General features: G+C 62.8%; 16 protein-coding genes. 14 read left to right on the top strand and 2 right to left on the bottom strand.

Annotated elements, in window-relative coordinates:
• Window positions 1-155 precede the first annotated feature (155 nt).
• Genes AAFN84_RS11620 through ugpC form a run of 4 tightly spaced genes read left to right on the top strand, consistent with a single transcriptional unit; the run spans window position 156 to window position 5,154 of the window.
• The gene (locus AAFN84_RS11620) at window positions 156-1,169 is read left to right on the top strand and encodes a sugar ABC transporter permease (RefSeq protein WP_347514711.1); all 1,014 of its coding nucleotides are present in this window, start codon (window positions 156-158) and stop codon (window positions 1,167-1,169) included.
• A 1-nt stretch (window position 1,170) separates the two neighbouring features.
• Window positions 1,171-2,325, top strand: a complete 1,155-nt coding sequence (locus AAFN84_RS11615) for a carbohydrate ABC transporter permease (protein WP_347514710.1) — start codon at window positions 1,171-1,173, stop codon at window positions 2,323-2,325.
• Window positions 2,326-2,361: 36 nt separating this feature from the next.
• The gene (locus AAFN84_RS11610) at window positions 2,362-4,014 is read left to right on the top strand and encodes an alpha-glucosidase (RefSeq protein ID WP_347515116.1); all 1,653 of its coding nucleotides are present in this window, start codon (window positions 2,362-2,364) and stop codon (window positions 4,012-4,014) included.
• Window positions 4,015-4,035: 21 nt separating this feature from the next.
• Window positions 4,036-5,154, top strand: a complete 1,119-nt coding sequence (gene ugpC / locus AAFN84_RS11605; protein ID WP_347514709.1) for a sn-glycerol-3-phosphate ABC transporter ATP-binding protein UgpC — start codon at window positions 4,036-4,038, stop codon at window positions 5,152-5,154.
• Between the two features lie 17 nt (window positions 5,155-5,171).
• Here the strand turns inward: ugpC and AAFN84_RS11600 are convergent, their stop codons facing one another.
• A complete protein-coding gene (locus tag AAFN84_RS11600; RefSeq protein WP_347515115.1) occupies window positions 5,172-5,945 on the bottom strand; it encodes an alpha/beta hydrolase in 774 nt (257 codons plus the stop codon).
• Between the two features lie 220 nt (window positions 5,946-6,165).
• On the opposite strand from AAFN84_RS11600, the gene infC reads away from it, so the two are divergent.
• The 9 genes from infC to AAFN84_RS11555 all read left to right on the top strand — a co-directional run bounded on the left by infC (window position 6,166) and on the right by AAFN84_RS11555 (window position 13,150).
• Complete coding sequence (infC, locus tag AAFN84_RS11595; protein WP_347515114.1) at window positions 6,166-6,702, top strand: translation initiation factor IF-3; 537 nt, start codon at window positions 6,166-6,168, stop codon at window positions 6,700-6,702.
• A 187-nt stretch (window positions 6,703-6,889) separates the two neighbouring features.
• Window positions 6,890-7,099 (top strand): 50S ribosomal protein L35, encoded by a 210-nt coding sequence (gene rpmI / locus AAFN84_RS11590; protein ID WP_347514708.1) that lies wholly within the window; start codon window positions 6,890-6,892, stop codon window positions 7,097-7,099.
• 34 nt (window positions 7,100-7,133) lie between these two features.
• Window positions 7,134-7,535, top strand: a complete 402-nt coding sequence (gene rplT / locus AAFN84_RS11585) for a 50S ribosomal protein L20 (RefSeq protein ID WP_347514707.1) — start codon at window positions 7,134-7,136, stop codon at window positions 7,533-7,535.
• A 109-nt stretch (window positions 7,536-7,644) separates the two neighbouring features.
• Window positions 7,645-8,742 carry a phenylalanine--tRNA ligase subunit alpha gene (gene pheS / locus AAFN84_RS11580; RefSeq protein WP_347514706.1) on the top strand — a complete coding sequence of 366 codons (1,098 nt, stop codon included), beginning with the start codon at window positions 7,645-7,647 and terminating at the stop codon, window positions 8,740-8,742.
• A complete protein-coding gene (locus AAFN84_RS11575; RefSeq protein ID WP_347514705.1) occupies window positions 8,742-8,990 on the top strand; it encodes a DUF4160 domain-containing protein in 249 nt (82 codons plus the stop codon). The genes pheS and AAFN84_RS11575 overlap by 1 nt, the downstream gene beginning before the upstream one ends.
• Complete coding sequence (locus tag AAFN84_RS11570) at window positions 8,959-9,237, top strand: DUF2442 domain-containing protein (protein WP_347514704.1); 279 nt, start codon at window positions 8,959-8,961, stop codon at window positions 9,235-9,237. The genes AAFN84_RS11575 and AAFN84_RS11570 overlap by 32 nt, the downstream gene beginning before the upstream one ends.
• Window positions 9,234-9,659: a GFA family protein gene (locus tag AAFN84_RS11565; RefSeq protein WP_347514703.1), complete on the top strand. Its 426-nt coding sequence runs from the start codon at window positions 9,234-9,236 to the stop codon at window positions 9,657-9,659. The genes AAFN84_RS11570 and AAFN84_RS11565 overlap by 4 nt, the downstream gene beginning before the upstream one ends.
• Window positions 9,656-12,061, top strand: a complete 2,406-nt coding sequence (pheT, locus tag AAFN84_RS11560; RefSeq protein WP_347514702.1) for a phenylalanine--tRNA ligase subunit beta — start codon at window positions 9,656-9,658, stop codon at window positions 12,059-12,061. Before AAFN84_RS11565 ends, pheT begins: the two co-directional genes overlap by 4 nt.
• A gap of 99 nt (window positions 12,062-12,160) precedes the next feature.
• Complete coding sequence (locus AAFN84_RS11555) at window positions 12,161-13,150, top strand: Gfo/Idh/MocA family oxidoreductase (RefSeq protein ID WP_347514701.1); 990 nt, start codon at window positions 12,161-12,163, stop codon at window positions 13,148-13,150.
• On the opposite strand, the gene AAFN84_RS11550 is transcribed toward AAFN84_RS11555, so the two are convergent.
• The gene (locus AAFN84_RS11550; RefSeq protein ID WP_347514700.1) at window positions 13,151-13,510 is read right to left on the bottom strand and encodes a DUF423 domain-containing protein; all 360 of its coding nucleotides are present in this window, start codon (window positions 13,508-13,510) and stop codon (window positions 13,151-13,153) included.
• A 284-nt stretch (window positions 13,511-13,794) separates the two neighbouring features.
• On the opposite strand from AAFN84_RS11550, the gene dnaK reads away from it, so the two are divergent.
• Window positions 13,795-15,711 (top strand): molecular chaperone DnaK, encoded by a 1,917-nt coding sequence (gene dnaK / locus AAFN84_RS11545; RefSeq protein ID WP_347514699.1) that lies wholly within the window; start codon window positions 13,795-13,797, stop codon window positions 15,709-15,711.
• Window positions 15,712-15,756: the final 45 nt, after the last annotated feature.

Here is a 15,756-nt window from a genome sequence, read left to right as displayed (position 1 = left end):
CGCGGATCGGGGCCCTCATCCCCCTGCCGGGCAATCGAAGAGAACGGGATTGTCGGACCTGAGCCTTCCTCTCCCCCGTCGATCGGAGGAGAGGTGGCCCGCGCAGCGGGACGGAGTGGGGGTCGATGCGCCTCTACTGAAACAGGAGGGCGAGCATGACGTGGCAGATCGTTTCCGCGCTTCTCACCGTGGTGCTTGGTGTCGGTGGCTGCGTGGCCTATTTCTGGGGCGCCAATCGCCTGCTCGATCTCGTCTTTCCATCGCGCGGGGTCCAGGGCCATGCCGCGATCGACAATTTGCGCCGTCAGGGCCTCATACGTCCCTGGCTGTTCCTCGGCCCTGCACTGCTGATCCTGGCCATCTACCTCGTCTATCCGGTGATCGAGACGGCGCGGCTTTCCTTCCTCGATGGTGGCGGCCGGAATTTCGTCGGCACCGACAATTATGAATGGGCGTTCGGCGATCGCGAGTTCCGGCAGGCGATCTTCAACAACCTTCTCTGGCTGGCCGTGGTGCCGGCCGCCTGCACCTTCTTCGGCCTCGTCATCGCGGTGCTCACCGACCGCATCTGGTGGGGCAACGTCGCCAAGATGTTCGTCTTCATGCCGCTCGCCATTTCCTTCGTCGGCGCCAGCGTGATCTGGAAATTCATCTACGAATATCGCGGCGCCGGACAGACGCAGATCGGCGTGCTCAACGCGTTCGTCCAGTGGTTGGGGGGCGAGCCACAGGTATGGATCTCGATTCCGTTCTGGAACAATTTCTTTCTCATGGTGATCCTGATCTGGATCCAGACCGGTTTCGCCATGGTCATCCTGTCGGCGGCGCTTCGCGGCATTCCGGACGAAACCATCGAAGCGGCAACCATCGACGGCGCCAACGGTTTCCAGATCTTCTGGAAGATCATGGTGCCGCAGATTTGGGGCACCATCGCCGTCGTTTGGACCACGATCACCATCCTCGTTCTCAAGGTCTTCGACATCGTGCTGACGATGACCAACGGCCAGTGGAACACCCAGGTGCTCGCCAATCTGATGTTCGACTGGATGTTCCGTGGCGGCGGTGACTTCGGACGCGGGGCAACCATCGCCATCGTCATCATGCTCGCCGTCATCCCGATCATGATCTGGAACATCCGCAACGCGACGCGTGAGACCAAGGGGCACTGAGATGGCCGCTGCTGCCGGAAAAAGCTTCGCTTCCCGTTGGGGCGTGCATCTCGCCGTTTTGCTGATCGTGATCGCATGGACGATACCGACGCTCGGTATCCTCGTTTCCTCGCTGCGCGACCGCGACCAGATCGCCGTTTCCGGATGGTGGACGGCGCTGACGACGTCGTCCCAGACCGGCCAGGGCCGCACGGAGGGCGCAGAGGCACAGGTCGAGCGCGATGGCCGCTTCGTCATTTCCGGCAACCTTCTGGGTGAAGACGACGCCGGGACCATCGCCGCGTTTGGCACCCGCATCCAGGAGCCGACCGAGCATGAGGTGGGCACCACTGCCGATCTTGGCGACGGCGTGACACTGGTGGTCAATGAAGATGGCAGCTACGAGCATTCGTCGCCGGTCGCGTTCGAAGGCAGGCGCGGCCAGCGGGTGTTCTTCGAAGCCACGACGCCGCCGCGCTTCACCACCGAGAACTATGAAACCGTCCTCTTCTCAGAGGGCATCGGGCGCTCCTTCATCAATTCGTTGACGGTCACGATTCCGGCTACGGTCATTCCGATCCTCATCGCGGCGTTCGCCGCCTACGCGCTGGCATGGATGCGGTTCCCCGGCCGCGCCATTCTCATTGCTGTGGTAATCGGCCTGCTGGTCGTGCCCCTCCAGATGACGCTGATACCGTTGCTCAAGCTTTACAACGGCGTCGGCGCGTTCTTCGGCGTGCCGTCCAAGACCTATCTGGGCATATGGCTGGCCCATACGGGCTTCGGTCTGCCGTTCGCGATCTTCCTGCTGCGTTCCTACATCGCCGGCCTGCCGCGCGAAATCATGGAGTCCGCCCGCATCGACGGCGCCAGCGACTTCGAGATTTTCGTCAAGATCGTGCTGCCCTTGTCGTTCCCGGTGCTTGCATCTTTCGCCATCTTCCAGTTTCTGTGGGTCTGGAACGATCTGCTCGTCGCTATGGTGTTCCTGGGATCGGGGTCCAGCCAACTCGTACTGACCGGAAAGCTCAACGCCCTTCTGGGGTCGCGTGGCGGAGACTGGGAAATTCTCACCACGTCGGCCTTCATCACCATAATCGTGCCACTGATCGTGTTCTTCTCCTTGCAACGCTATTTCGTCCGCGGCTTGCTCGCGGGTTCGGTCAAAGGTGGTTGATTGATGCAGACGGCAGTCCAGATGCACGACCGGGACATGGAGCGCGCAAGACCCATGACCCGGCCTGACCGGGACTGGTGGCGCGGCGCGGTGATCTATCAGATCTATCCCCGTTCCTTCCAGGATTCCGATGGCGACGGTGTCGGTGACCTGCGCGGCGTGCTGATGCGCCTGCCGCATATCGCGCGGCTCGGGGTCGACGCGATCTGGATTTCGCCTTTCTTCCGCTCGCCGATGGCCGACTACGGCTACGACGTCTCGGACTATCGCGCAGTCGACCCGCTGTTCGGCACACTCGACGATTTCGACGCCGTGATCGCCGAGGCTCACAGGCTGGGGCTCAAGGTCATGATCGACCTCGTTCTGTCCCACACCTCGGACCAGCACGTCTGGTTCAAGGAAAGCCGGGCATCGCGCGACAATCCGCGATCCGACTGGTACGTTTGGGCCGACGCGAAGCCAGACGGCACGCCGCCCAACAACTGGCTGTCGATCTTCGGCGGCTCGGCGTGGGCGTGGGATACGCGCCGCCAGCAATATTACATGCACAACTTCCTCGCCGAGCAGCCGGACCTGAACCTTCACAACCCGGACGTTCAGGACGAACTGCTCGACATCACCCGCTTCTGGCTCGAGCGTGGGGTCGACGGTTTCCGCCTCGACACGATCAATTTCTACTTTCACAGCGAGGGGCTGGAAGACAATCCGCCACTCGCGCCGGAAGATCGCGACTATTCCACCGCGCCGGCGGTGAACCCCTACAACTGGCAGGATCATGTCTTCGACAAGAGCCGCCCGGAAAACATCGCCTTCCTGAAGCGTTTTCGCGCTCTGCTCGACGAATATCCCGCCGCCGCTGCCGTGGGCGAGGTGGGCGACGCGCAACGCGGCCTCAAAATCGTGGCGGACTACACGGCCGGCAATGACCGCATCCAGATGTGCTATTCCTTCGACTTCCTCGGACCCGACCGCATCAGCGCGCAGCGTGTGCGCATGGTTCTGGAAGCATTCGGCGCCGTCGCTCCGGACGGATGGTCGTGCTGGGCCTTCTCCAACCACGATGTGGTGCGCCACGCCTCGCGCTGGGCCGCGCTGGAACCCGACCGCAACGCCTATCTCAAGGTGATCTCTGCACTGCTCATGAGCCTGCGTGGCTCGGTCTGCATCTATCAGGGCGAGGAACTCGGCCTTCCAGAGGCGGACCTTGCCTTCGAGGACCTGCATGACCCCTACGGCATCCGCTTCTGGCCGGAGTTCAAGGGGCGCGACGGCTGCCGCACGCCGATGGTCTGGGAATCCTATCAGCCGAATGGCGGCTTCTCGACCGCAAAGCCGTGGCTGCCGGTGCCGGCCGAGCACATCACGCTCGCGGTGAATACCCAGGAAGACGATCCGGGCTCGTTGCTCGAGCACTATCGTCGGATGCTCACCTTCCGCGCCGACCATCCGACGCTGGTGAAAGGCGCGATCGAGTTTTTGCAGACAAGCGGCGACGTGGTCGCTTTCGTGCGCAGCCAGGGCAGCGAACGCATAATGTGCGTATTCAATCTGGGGCACGAGGAAGCCTCGACCACGTTGCGTGACGACGCGACGCCGGAGTCGATCCTCGGCCATGGCCTGTCCGGTTCCAATGCGGATGGCGTCATACGGTTGCCAGCCTATGGCGGCTGGTTCGGGAGAATTTCTTAGACGTGCCACCGGGAGGAAACCATGGCCGAGCTACTGCTGAGGGATGTCAGGAAAGCCTACGGAAACCTCGAAATCCTGCACGGCATCGACCTCGACATAAAATCCGGCGAGTTCATCGTCTTCGTCGGTCCTTCGGGGTGCGGCAAGTCCACGCTGCTGCGCACCATTGCCGGGCTTGAGGACATCACGTCGGGACGGCTGGAGATCGGCGGCGAAGTCGTCAACGACGTCCCGCCGTCCAAGCGCGGCATCGCCATGGTGTTCCAGTCCTACGCGCTCTACCCGCACATGACGGTCTACGACAACATGGCCTTCGGCATGAAGATCGCCAAGGCAAGCAAGACCGAGATCGAGGCGCGCGTGAAGCAGGCAGCTGAGATCCTGCAACTTACGCAATATCTCGACCGCCTGCCGCGTGCGCTTTCTGGCGGCCAGCGGCAGCGCGTGGCCATCGGCCGGGCCATCTGCCGCAATCCCAGGGTCTTCCTGTTTGACGAGCCGCTGTCCAATCTCGACGCCGCTCTGCGGGTCGCCACCCGCATCGAGATCGCCAAGCTCAAGGAGACGATGGCGGATACCACGATGATCTACGTCACGCACGACCAGGTCGAGGCGATGACGCTCGCCGATCGCATCGTCGTGCTGAAGGACGGCTATGTCGAGCAGGTGGGGACACCGATGGACCTCTACTGCCACCCGGGCAATTTGTTCGTGGCGCAGTTTATCGGTTCGCCCTCGATGAACATCCTGCCGGCGACGATCGAGCGGGCAGGTGTACCGACGGCTGCAAGGCTCGCCGGCGGCGTGGTCGCGCATGTGCCTGTGTCCACGCCGGAAGATGCAGCAGGATCGGCGATCAGCTTCGGCGTTCGCCCGGAAGACCTACGGGTGGCAGGTGACGGTGAGGGCAACATTCTCTTCGAGGGCATGATCGACTACGTCGAGCAGCTTGGCGAGGTGCAACTCGTCTATCTCGATCTCGGACGCAAGGGAGAACCGCTGGTGGCCAAGCTTCCGGGCAACGCCGAGGTCAAGCGCAACACCACGATGCGGCTGACCGCCGATGGCGGCGACCTGCACATCTTCGACCCCGAAGGCCGCTCCTATGCGCGCAAACGGCTGGCGGTGGCGGCGAACTAGAACGCACGCCGCGTCTGTCAAGCCGCCCTTTCGATCAGTCCTTCAAGTGCGGCTAGCATCATCCTCAAATCCTGCGGACGCGACAGCCGGTGGTCGCCGTCGCGGATCAGCGACACGGTGACGTCGTCGGCGGGCAGGTGCTCGACCAGCTTGAGCGCATGCTGGTAGGGAACGTCAGGATCGGCCATGCCCTGCAGGATGTGCACCGGGCAATGGGTGTCGATCAGCCCCGTCAAGACCCGGTTCCTGCGGCCATCGTCGAAAAGCGCCTTGGTGTAGATGTTCGGCTCCGGCGAATACTCGGAATGCTCCTCGATCCTTCCCGTTTCTTCAAGTTCGCGCCGCTGTTCGTCGGAAAGCTGCGGCTCCATCAGCTCAACGGTGAAGTCCGGGGCCGGTGCCAGCAGCAGCAATGCGGCGATCCGTTCCCCTTCGCCAGCCTTCTGCAGTTCCTGCACCATGCGCAGCGCGATCCATGCGCCCATTGAGGAGCCGACGAGCACTTGCGGCCCGACTGTGCATTGACGCAGGACGGCGAGGCTCTGCGCCAGCCACGCCGAAATCGTGCCGTCGGCAAACGCCCCGCCGGACTCGCCATGGCCCGAATAGTCATGCCGCGTGAAGGCGTGATCGTGGTCAGCCGCCCAGCCGTTGAGCGTCTCGGCCTTGGTGCCCATCATGTCCGAGCGGTAGCCACCCAGCCAGACGATGCCCGGGGTTCGGCCGCCGCGATGGCGCACCGCGATACGGGTGCCATCGACCGTAAGGTGGTCCAATTTGCCGGCGTTCATGGACATTGGTCGTTCTCGCTCATATATTGAAAGGGCGCGTGGAACCGCACCGCGTTGTTTCCGATGCGATGAAGGCTAGGCCCTCTTGTCGGGAGTTTGTAGCGTTCCGCGTGATTCTTTCCCGGTCTTGTGTTATTGAGTGGCGCGGCATGCGCGCGACACATCGAACCGCAACCGTGAAGAAACCATTCGACTATAACGATTCGAGGAGTTTACGACCATTCGCAGACCATTCAAAGCTACGGCGCCCGTAAAGGAAGGCCCGCGCTCCAATCTCGAGATTCGCGTACCGCAGGTTCAGCTTATCGATGCCGAAGGCCAGAATCGCGGCATCGTCTCGATCAACGACGCACTGCTGATGGCGGAAGACGCCGGAATGGACCTTGTCGAGATCGTTCCCCACGCGGAACCGCCGGTGTGCAAGATCACCGATCTCGGCAAGATGAAATACCAGGGCCAGAAGAAGGCGGCGGAAGCCCGCAAGCGCCAGAAGACCATCGAGATCAAGGAGATCAAGATGCGTCCGAACATCGACACGCATGATTACGACGTGAAGATGCGGGCGGTGCGCCGGTTCTTCGACGAAGGCGACAAGGTCAAGCTGACGCTGCGCTTCCGCGGCCGCGAGATGGCGCATCTGGAACTCGGCATGCAGCTTCTTAACAAGGTCAAGGAAGACGTCGGAGAGATCGCCAAGGTGGAGGCCGAGCCTAAGCTCGAAGGCCGCCAGATGATGATGGTGCTCGCTCCGAAATAACAGCGGTCGACGTTCTGGCGCGGCGAGGCAGAAGCCTGTTGCGCTTTTGCCTGCGCACCGATATACAGCGCGCGTTCAAAGAGCCGCCCGGCAGGGCATGCCGTGGCGGTTTCTTATGCTTTTCGGGCTTTGGTCAGCCCGGAGCACATTCGCCTCCCTCGGGAGGCCCACGGAAAGGACAAGCAAAATGCCCAAGATGAAGACCAAGTCGGCCGCCAAGAAGCGGTTCAAGATCACCGGCACCGGCAAGGTGAAAGCCGCCGCTGCCGGCAAGCGCCACGGCATGATCAAGCGCTCCAACAAGTTCATCCGCGACGCCCGCGGCATGATGGTTCTGGCCGAACCCGATGCCAAGAAGGTCGTGAAGAATTTTCTGCCTAACGGCGGCGGCCTCTGAGCCGGTTGGACAAGAGTTTTAAGGAGATCATGACATGGCACGCGTAAAGAGAGGCGTTACCGCCCACGCAAAGCACAAGAAGGTTCTTGCCCAGGCCAAGGGTTTCTACGGTCGCCGCAAGAACACCATCCGCATCGCCAAGCAGGCTGTCGAGAAGTCGCTGCAGTACGCCTATCGCGACCGCAAGAATCGCAAGCGCAATTTCCGCGCGCTCTGGATCCAGCGCATCAACGCTGCCGTCCGCGAGCATGGCCTGACCTATGGCCGCTTCATCGACGGCCTCAACAAGGCCGGCATCGAGATCGATCGCAAGGTTCTGTCCGACATGGCCATCCACGAGCCGCAGGCATTCGCTGCGCTGGTCGCCAAGTCGAAGACGGCGCTCGAATACCTCAAGGACACCACGCCGAACGCTTTTGAAAGCGCTGTCGCCTAAAGACCAGCGCTTCCCAAGCTTCTGCACCACCTGTATTGGGAAACCCGCGCTGGCACGGCCGGCGCGGGTTTTTCTTTGATCCGTCCATTCTCTTTGAAGTGATTTCGACATGAGCGAACAGAACGCGGAACTGGCCACCCTGGAAGCCGCCCTGCTTTCCGACATTGCCGCGGCCTCGGACGAGGCGGCGATCGAGGGCGTGCGCGTAGCCGCGCTCGGCAAGAAGGGGTCGGTCTCCGAGAAGTTGAAGACGCTCGGCGCGATGACGCCGGAGGAACGCCAGCTCATGGGGCCGGCGATCAATGGCCTGAAGGATCGCGTCGGCGCGGCGCTGAACCAGCGCAAGTCCGAGCTGCGCGATGCGGCAATCGAGGCGCGGTTGGCTGCTGAAAAGATCGATGTGACGCTGCCGGTGCGCCAGGCGCCGGCCGAGCGTGGCCGCATCCATCCGATCAGCCAGATCGTCGACGAGATCGCGGCGATATTCGGCGACCTCGGCTTCGCGATCGCCGAGGGCCCGGACATCGAGACGGATTACTACAACTTCACCGCGCTGAATTTCCCGGAAGGTCATCCGGCGCGCGAGATGCACGACACGTTCTTCTTCCAGCCGGACGAGAACGGCAAGCGCAAGGTGCTGCGTACCCACACCTCGCCGGTGCAGATCCGCACTATGGAGACGCAGAAGCCGCCGATCCGCATCGTCATCCCCGGCAAGACCTACCGGCAGGATTCGGACGCCACCCATTCGCCGATGTTCCACCAGCTCGAAGGGCTGGTCATCGACAAGACCGCCAATGTCGCCAACATGAAGTGGGTGCTGAGCGAGTTCTGCAAGGCGTTCTTCGAGGTGCCGAGCGTCAACATGCGCTTCCGGCCGAGTTTCTTCCCGTTTACCGAGCCGTCTCTGGAAGTCGACATCCAATGCGACCGCTCGCGTCCCGGCGAGGTGCGCTTCGGCGAAGGCAACGACTGGATGGAGATCCTTGGCTGCGGCATGGTGCACCCCAACGTGCTGCGCCATGGCGGGCTCGACCCGGACGAGTATCAGGGCTTCGCCTGGGGCATGGGCATCGACCGCATCGCAATGCTGAAATACGGCATGCCGGACCTGCGCGCCTTCTTCGACGCCGACGTGCGCTGGCTGTCGCATTACGGCTTCCGCCCGCTCGACCTGCCGACGCTGTTCGGAGGGTTGAGCAGCTAGTGCCGACCGTATTGCGCAAATATGGCATCAGGTTTCATTTTTATGGGTCGGACATGGATGAGCCGCCTCATATCAACGCCTCGGGTCAAGGCGGCAAGGCCAAGGTCTGGTTGAGCTCGGTAGAGTTCGCGGAACATCAAGGCTTCAAGAGTTCCGACTTGAAGCGTATTCTCGAAGTGGCCAGTGAACACAGAAATGAGCTTCTGGAGGCATGGGATGAATTCTTCAAATCCATATCCGGAAAGTGAGCGCCCGGTTGAGGCCTGGTGTGATCCGGTCAACCTCCATGTGCGGCTTGCCGATGGGCGCGAGATCGTGACGCCGCTCTGGTGGTATCCGCGCCTGCTTGGCGCCACGCCCGGCGAGCGCAACAAGGTGGAACTGATGCTCGACGGAGTTCACTGGCCTGATGTGGACGAAGATCTCTCGATCCGTGGCATGCTGCGCGGATGGAAATATCCCGGCGCAGCCAAACCTGGGATCGCTGCAGAATGAGTGCTCACGCAGGATCCTGCCGCTGCGGGCTGATTTCCGCCGAGATGAGCGCGGAGCCGGTGATGCGTTCCTATTGCCATTGCCGCGACTGTCGAAAGCAGAGCGGCGCGCCGGTGATGGCGTTCGTCGGCTTTCGCGAGGATGCGGTGACATGGCACGGCGAACCGAAGACATGGCGCGCCGGCGGGGTGATCCGCTCGTTCTGCGACTATTGCGGCAGCCAGATCGGCTATCGCGACGAGAAGCTGCCCGGAGAGGTCTATATGTCGCTGGGTTTCATGGAAGAGCCGGAACGCTACCCGCCGACGCTGCATGCATTCGAGAAACGCAGGCTGCCCTTTCTGATCATTGACGACCATCTGCCCCGCTACGAGGGCTTCTCGGTCGAACGAGTCAAACCGAACGACGGACACGAGACATGAAACTCACCCTTTCCTGGTTGAAGGACCACCTGGAGACCGACGCATCGCTCGACGAGATCGTCGAGAAGCTGACGATGATTGGCCTCGAGGTCGAGAGCATCGACGACAAGGCGGCGCTGAAGCCGTTCGTCATCGCCAAGGTGCTGTCCGCCGTCCAGCATCCCGATGCCGACAGGCTGCGGGTTCTTTCGGTCGACACGGGGACGGGCGCGCCGATTCAGGTCGTGTGCGGCGCGCCAAACGCGCGGGCTGGCCTCGTCGGCGCATTCGCGGCGCCCGGGACCTATGTTCCCGGGATCGACGTGACGTTGTCGGTCGGCAAGATCCGCGGTGTCGAAAGCCACGGCATGATGTGCTCGGAACGCGAGCTGGAACTTTCCGACGAACATGACGGTATCATCGACCTGCCCGAGGACGCTCCGGTCGGCACGAGCTATGCGGCGTGGGCGAAGCTCGACGATCCGGTGATCGAGATCAACCTGACGCCAAACCGCCCCGATGCCACCAGCGTCTACGGCATCGCGCGCGATCTCGCCGCGGCGGGTCTAGGCACGCTCAAGGGCCGCGCGATCGAGCCGATCAAGGGCGACGCTGCTTGCCCCGTGAAGGTGACGATCGAGGCACCGGAGTTGTGCCCCGGCTTCGCGTTGCGCATGGTCAAGGGCGTGAACAACGGGCCTTCCCCCAAGTGGATGCAGCAGCGCCTGATCGCGATCGGCCTGCGTCCCATCAACGCGCTGGTCGACATCACGAATTACGTCACCTTCGACCGCGGCCGCCCCCTTCACGTCTTCGACGCGAACAAGGTCGCCGGCGACCTCGTCGTGCGTCGTGGCAGGGACGGTGAAAAGGTGCTGGCGCTCGACGCGCGCGAATACACGCTGACCAGCGAGATGTGCGTCATCGCCGATCAAAACGGCGTCGAGTCGATCGCCGGCGTCATGGGTGGCGAGCACTCGGGCTGCGACGAGAACACGACTGACGTGCTGATCGAATCGGCGCTCTGGGATCCGCTGGCCACCGCACGCACCGGGCGCGAGCTCGGCATCATCACCGATGCGCGCTATCGCTTCGAGCGCGGCGTCGATCCCGAGTTCATGGTGCCCGGCCTCGAATTGGCGACGAAGCTGGTGATGGATCTGTGCGGCGGCACGCCGAGCGACATTGAGGTCGTCGGCTACGACGGTTACACGCCGAAGGTCGTTTCGTTCCCGATGTCGGAAGTCAGGCGTCTCACAGGCATCGACGTGCCGCAAGATGAAAGCCGTTCGATCCTTTCCCGCCTTGGCTTCGTGCCGACGGGCGATGGCGACGTCATCGACGTAGCGGTGCCGTCATGGCGTCCGGATGTCGACGGCAAGGCCGATCTCGTCGAGGAGATCATGCGCATTCACGGTGTCGACAAGATCGCGCCGCAGCCGCTCGTCTCGCATGACGCCGTCAACGGACGTATCCTGACGACAATCCAGATCCGGACCCGCAACGCCAAGCGGGCGCTGGCCGTGCGCGGCATGATGGAGGCCGTGACCTGGTCGTTCATTCCGGCGAAGCATGCCGAACTGTTCGGTGGCGGGCAGCCGGCACTGAAGCTCGCCAACCCGATCGCAGCCGACATGTCCGACATGCGGCCATCGCTGCTGCCAGGACTGATCGCGGCTGCGCAACGCAACGCCGATCGCGGCTTTGCCGATGTCGCGCTGTTCGAGGTGTCGGGCACCTATGAAGGTGACAAGCCCGAGCAGCAACGCCGCGTTGCCGGCGGCGTTCGTCGCGGCACGGCAAGACTGGACGGGCAAGGCCGCCACTGGGCGGGCAACGCCGCGCCCGTCGGCGTCTTCGACGCCAAGGCCGATGCCTTCGCAGCCCTCGAGGCGGCAGGAGCGCCGGTCGACAAGCTGCAGGTGGAAGCCGGCGGACCGGAATGGTACCATCCGGGCCGCTCCGGCACGATCAAGCTCGGCCCGAAAGTCGTGCTGGGAACGTTCGGCGAATTCCATCCGAAGACGCTGGAGGCGCTCGACGTGTCGGGTCCGCTTTGCGGGTTCGAAGTGTTCGTCGACGCCATACCCGAGCCGAAGGCCAAGCCGACGCGCACCAAGCCGCGCCTCGATCTGTCGCCGTTCCAGGCGGTACGCCGCGATTTCGCCTTCGTCGTCGACAAGGTGGTCGAGGCAGCGACGCTGACCAAGGCTGCCGCATCCGCCGACAAGAAGCTGATCACCGGGGTGCGCGTCTTCGATGTCTTCGAAGGTGCCGCGCTTGGAGACGGAAAGAAGTCGGTGGCCATCGAGGTCGCGATCCAACCGGTCGACCGCACCCTGACCGACGAGGACTTCGAGGCGCTGGCCGGCAGGATCGTCGAGAATGTCGGCAAGCAGACCGGTGGAGTGCTGCGGGCGTAGTTGCCCGATAGCGCGCCTGCCAAAGCCGGGTCCCGCACCCGGCTTTTCTTTTTTCTCCCCCCTCTATAGGGTCCGCCCGAATTCATCCGGGAGGTAGAAATGTTCCGTTGGGGCGTCCTTTCCACCGCGAAAATTGGTCGCGAACAGGTCATTCCGGCCATTCTTGACGCCGAGAACGGTGTGCTTTCCGCCATTGCCAGCCGCGATGCCGCGAAGGCGCGCGCGCTTGCCGACCGGTTTGGCGCGCCGCATGCGTTCGGTTCATACGAGGAGATGCTGGCGTCGGACCTGATTGACGGTGTCTATATCCCTTTGCCGACGTCCCAGCATGCCGAATGGGCGATAAGGGCGGCAGACGCCGGCAAGCACGTGCTGGTCGAAAAACCGCTGGCGCTCAGGGCGGACGATATCGGCCCCGTCATTGCCGCGCGTGACCGCGCAGGCGTCCTTGTCTGCGAAGCCTTCATGGTCACCTACCACCCGCAATGGCTGAAGGTGCGGGACTTGGTGAGGACTGGCGCCATTGGCCGCCTGCGTCACGTGCAAGGCGCGTTCTCCTATTTCAACGATGATCCCGCGAACATGCGCAACCGTCCCGACCTGGGCGGCGGCGCGCTGCCGGACATCGGCGTCTATCCGACCGTGACGACACGTTTCGTGACCGGCGCGGAGCCGCTGCGCGTCCAGGCCACGGTCGAGCGCTCGCCCGATTTCGGTACCGACATCTATGCGAGCGTGCGCGCTGATTTCGGCGGGTTCGAACTGTCCTTCTACACCTCCACGCAGATGGCGTTGCGCCAGACGATGGCGTTCCACGGCGAGGCCGGCGTGATCGAGGTCGCCGCACCGTTCAATGCCGGCACCTACGACCATCACGTCGTCACGCTGTACAACCGCGACCGCTCGCAGTCCCAGGCGTTCCGGTTTGCCGGGGCACTGCAATACAGGCTTCAGGTGGAGGCGTTCGCAAGGGCTGCAAAGGGCGAAGATGTCGCGGTATTCACGCTGGAAGACTCGGTGAGGAACCAGAGGGTCATTGATGCGATCTTCCGCGCGGGCGAAAAGGATGGCGGCTGGAAGCCGCTCTGATCAGCTTTTCGTGCTGCCGGACGAGAAAGCCGACGCCGCCACGACGAGCCAGCCAGCGATCATCGCCGTGCCGCCGATCGGAGCGGACATCGGAAACAGCCGGTCGCCGACATAGTGGCGCAACAGAAGGTCGGCGCAGAAAAGCAACAGTCCGACGAGCAGGATGCTCCCCCCGGCGGCCAGAACCCGGCCGCGGCCCACGAGCCCGATCGCGAGCAGCGCCGGCGCATGCGCAAGCATGAAGGACGCGGCGGTTGCGATATTGCCGCCCCCGGCATGGGCGGCAACCGCCGACAGCGCCACGCCGGCGGCCCCGGCAAGCCCTCCTGCGAGAACGAATAGTCGTTGTGTTGTCGGCATCGCTAGGCCTCCGGCCTGAAAGAGCCGTTACGGCGGTTGCCGCAGGCCATGGATATTACGGGGGACAGGTTTTCCATCGGCATGATATGGGAGGGATGAACGGCATTTCACTGTCACTGATGATGCCAAGCGGCTTGCGCGGTAAATCTGCGCTTCTTATATACCCGTCAACCTCGCAAGGACGCCACAAGCCAGGGCGCACTTGTGAAATTTCGACTGAGAAGGGGCCGTCCCCGGAACGCCTCATAGGGTCCATGACGGCCTGCTAACGGAGAGAATGAACTATGGCGAAAGTTATCGGTATCGATCTGGGAACAACCAATTCCTGCGTCGCGGTCATGGACGGCAAGGACGCGAAGGTCATCGAGAATGCCGAGGGCGCGCGCACGACACCCTCGATGGTCGCTTTTGCGGATGATGGCGAGCGTCTCGTCGGCCAGCCGGCCAAGCGTCAGGCCGTGACGAACCCTGAAAACACGCTGTTTGCGATCAAGCGCCTGATTGGCCGTCGCTATGACGATCCGGTCACCAACAAGGACAAGGGCCTCGTGCCTTACAAGATCGTCAATGGCGACAATGGCGACGCATGGGTCGAAGCCGGCGGCAAGAAGCAGTCGCCCAGCCAGATTTCGGCGATGATCCTGCAGAAGATGAAGGAAACGGCGGAAGCCTATCTCGGCGAGAAGGTCGACAAGGCTGTCATCACCGTTCCCGCCTACTTCAACGACGCCCAGCGCCAGGCGACCAAGGATGCCGGCAAGATCGCGGGCCTCGAGGTTCTGCGCATCATCAACGAGCCGACTGCGGCCGCGCTCGCCTATGGCCTCGACAAGAAGGAAGGCAAGACCATTGCCGTCTATGACCTTGGCGGTGGTACTTTCGATATTTCCGTGCTCGAGATCGGCGATGGCGTCTTCGAGGTGAAGTCCACCAACGGCGACACCTTCCTCGGCGGCGAGGACTTCGACATGCGTCTGGTCGAGTACCTGGCGGCGGAGTTCAAGAAGGAACAGGGCATCGACCTGAAGAACGACAAGCTGGCACTCCAGCGCCTGAAGGAAGCGGCCGAGAAGGCCAAGATCGAGCTCTCGTCGTCGTCGCAGACGGAAGTCAACCTGCCCTTCATCACTGCAGACCAGACCGGTCCCAAGCACCTGACGATGAAGCTGACGCGGGCGAAGTTCGAGCAGCTCGTCGACGACCTCGTGCAGCGCACGATCGAGCCCTGCAAGGCAGCGCTCAAGGATGCGGGCCTCAAGGCGGGCGAGATCGACGAAGTCGTGCTCGTTGGCGGCATGACCCGCATGCCCAAGGTGCATGAGGTCGTGAAGCAGTTCTTCGGCAAGGAGCCGCACAAGGGCGTCAACCCGGACGAGGTCGTCGCCATGGGTGCGGCAATCCAGGCTGGCGTGCTCCAGGGCGACGTCAAGGACGTGCTGCTGCTCGACGTGACGCCGCTGTCGCTTGGCATCGAGACGCTGGGCGGCGTGTTCACCCGCCTGATCGAGCGCAATACCACGATCCCGACCAAGAAGAGCCAGACATTCTCCACGGCCGAAGACAATCAGTCCGCCGTGACGATCCGGGTCTTCCAGGGCGAACGCGAAATGGCGGCCGACAACAAGATGCTGGGTCAGTTCGATCTGGTCGGCATTCCGCCCGCGCCGCGCGGCGTACCGCAGATCGAGGTGACGTTCGACATCGACGCCAACGGTATCGTCAACGTCTCGGCCAAGGACAAGGGCACCGGCAAGGAACACCAGATCCGCATTCAGGCATCTGGCGGCCTTTCCGATGCCGACATCGAGAAGATGGTCAAGGACGCCGAGGCGAATGCCGAGACCGACAAGAAACGGCGCGATTCCGTCGAAGCCAAGAACCAGGCTGAGGCGCTGCTACATTCTTCCGAGAAGTCGCTGAAGGATTATGGTGACAAGGTTTCGGCCGAGGATCGGCAGGCAATCGAGGACGCCATCACGGCTCTGCGCACGGCTACCGAAGGTGACGACGCCGAGGACATCAAGGCGAAGTCCAATGCGCTTGCGGAAGCGTCGATGAAGCTCGGCCAGGCGATGTACGAGGCCAGCCAGGCGGAAGCGGCGCAGGCTGATGCACGTGCCGATGCCGAGAAGAGCGGCGAGGACGTGGTCGATGCCGACTTCGAGGAAATCGACGACGACGACAAGAAGAAGTCGGCCTGATCAGGCCTGACGTCAACGCAAACCCGGCCTCGCGCCGGGTTTGCC

The sequence above is a fragment of the Mesorhizobium sp. CAU 1741 genome (genome assembly GCF_039839275.1).
Lineage (GTDB): Bacteria > Pseudomonadota > Alphaproteobacteria > Rhizobiales > Rhizobiaceae > Aerobium.
Note: the sequence above shows the minus strand (reverse complement) of the source record. Positions and strands in the feature narration are given on the sequence as shown.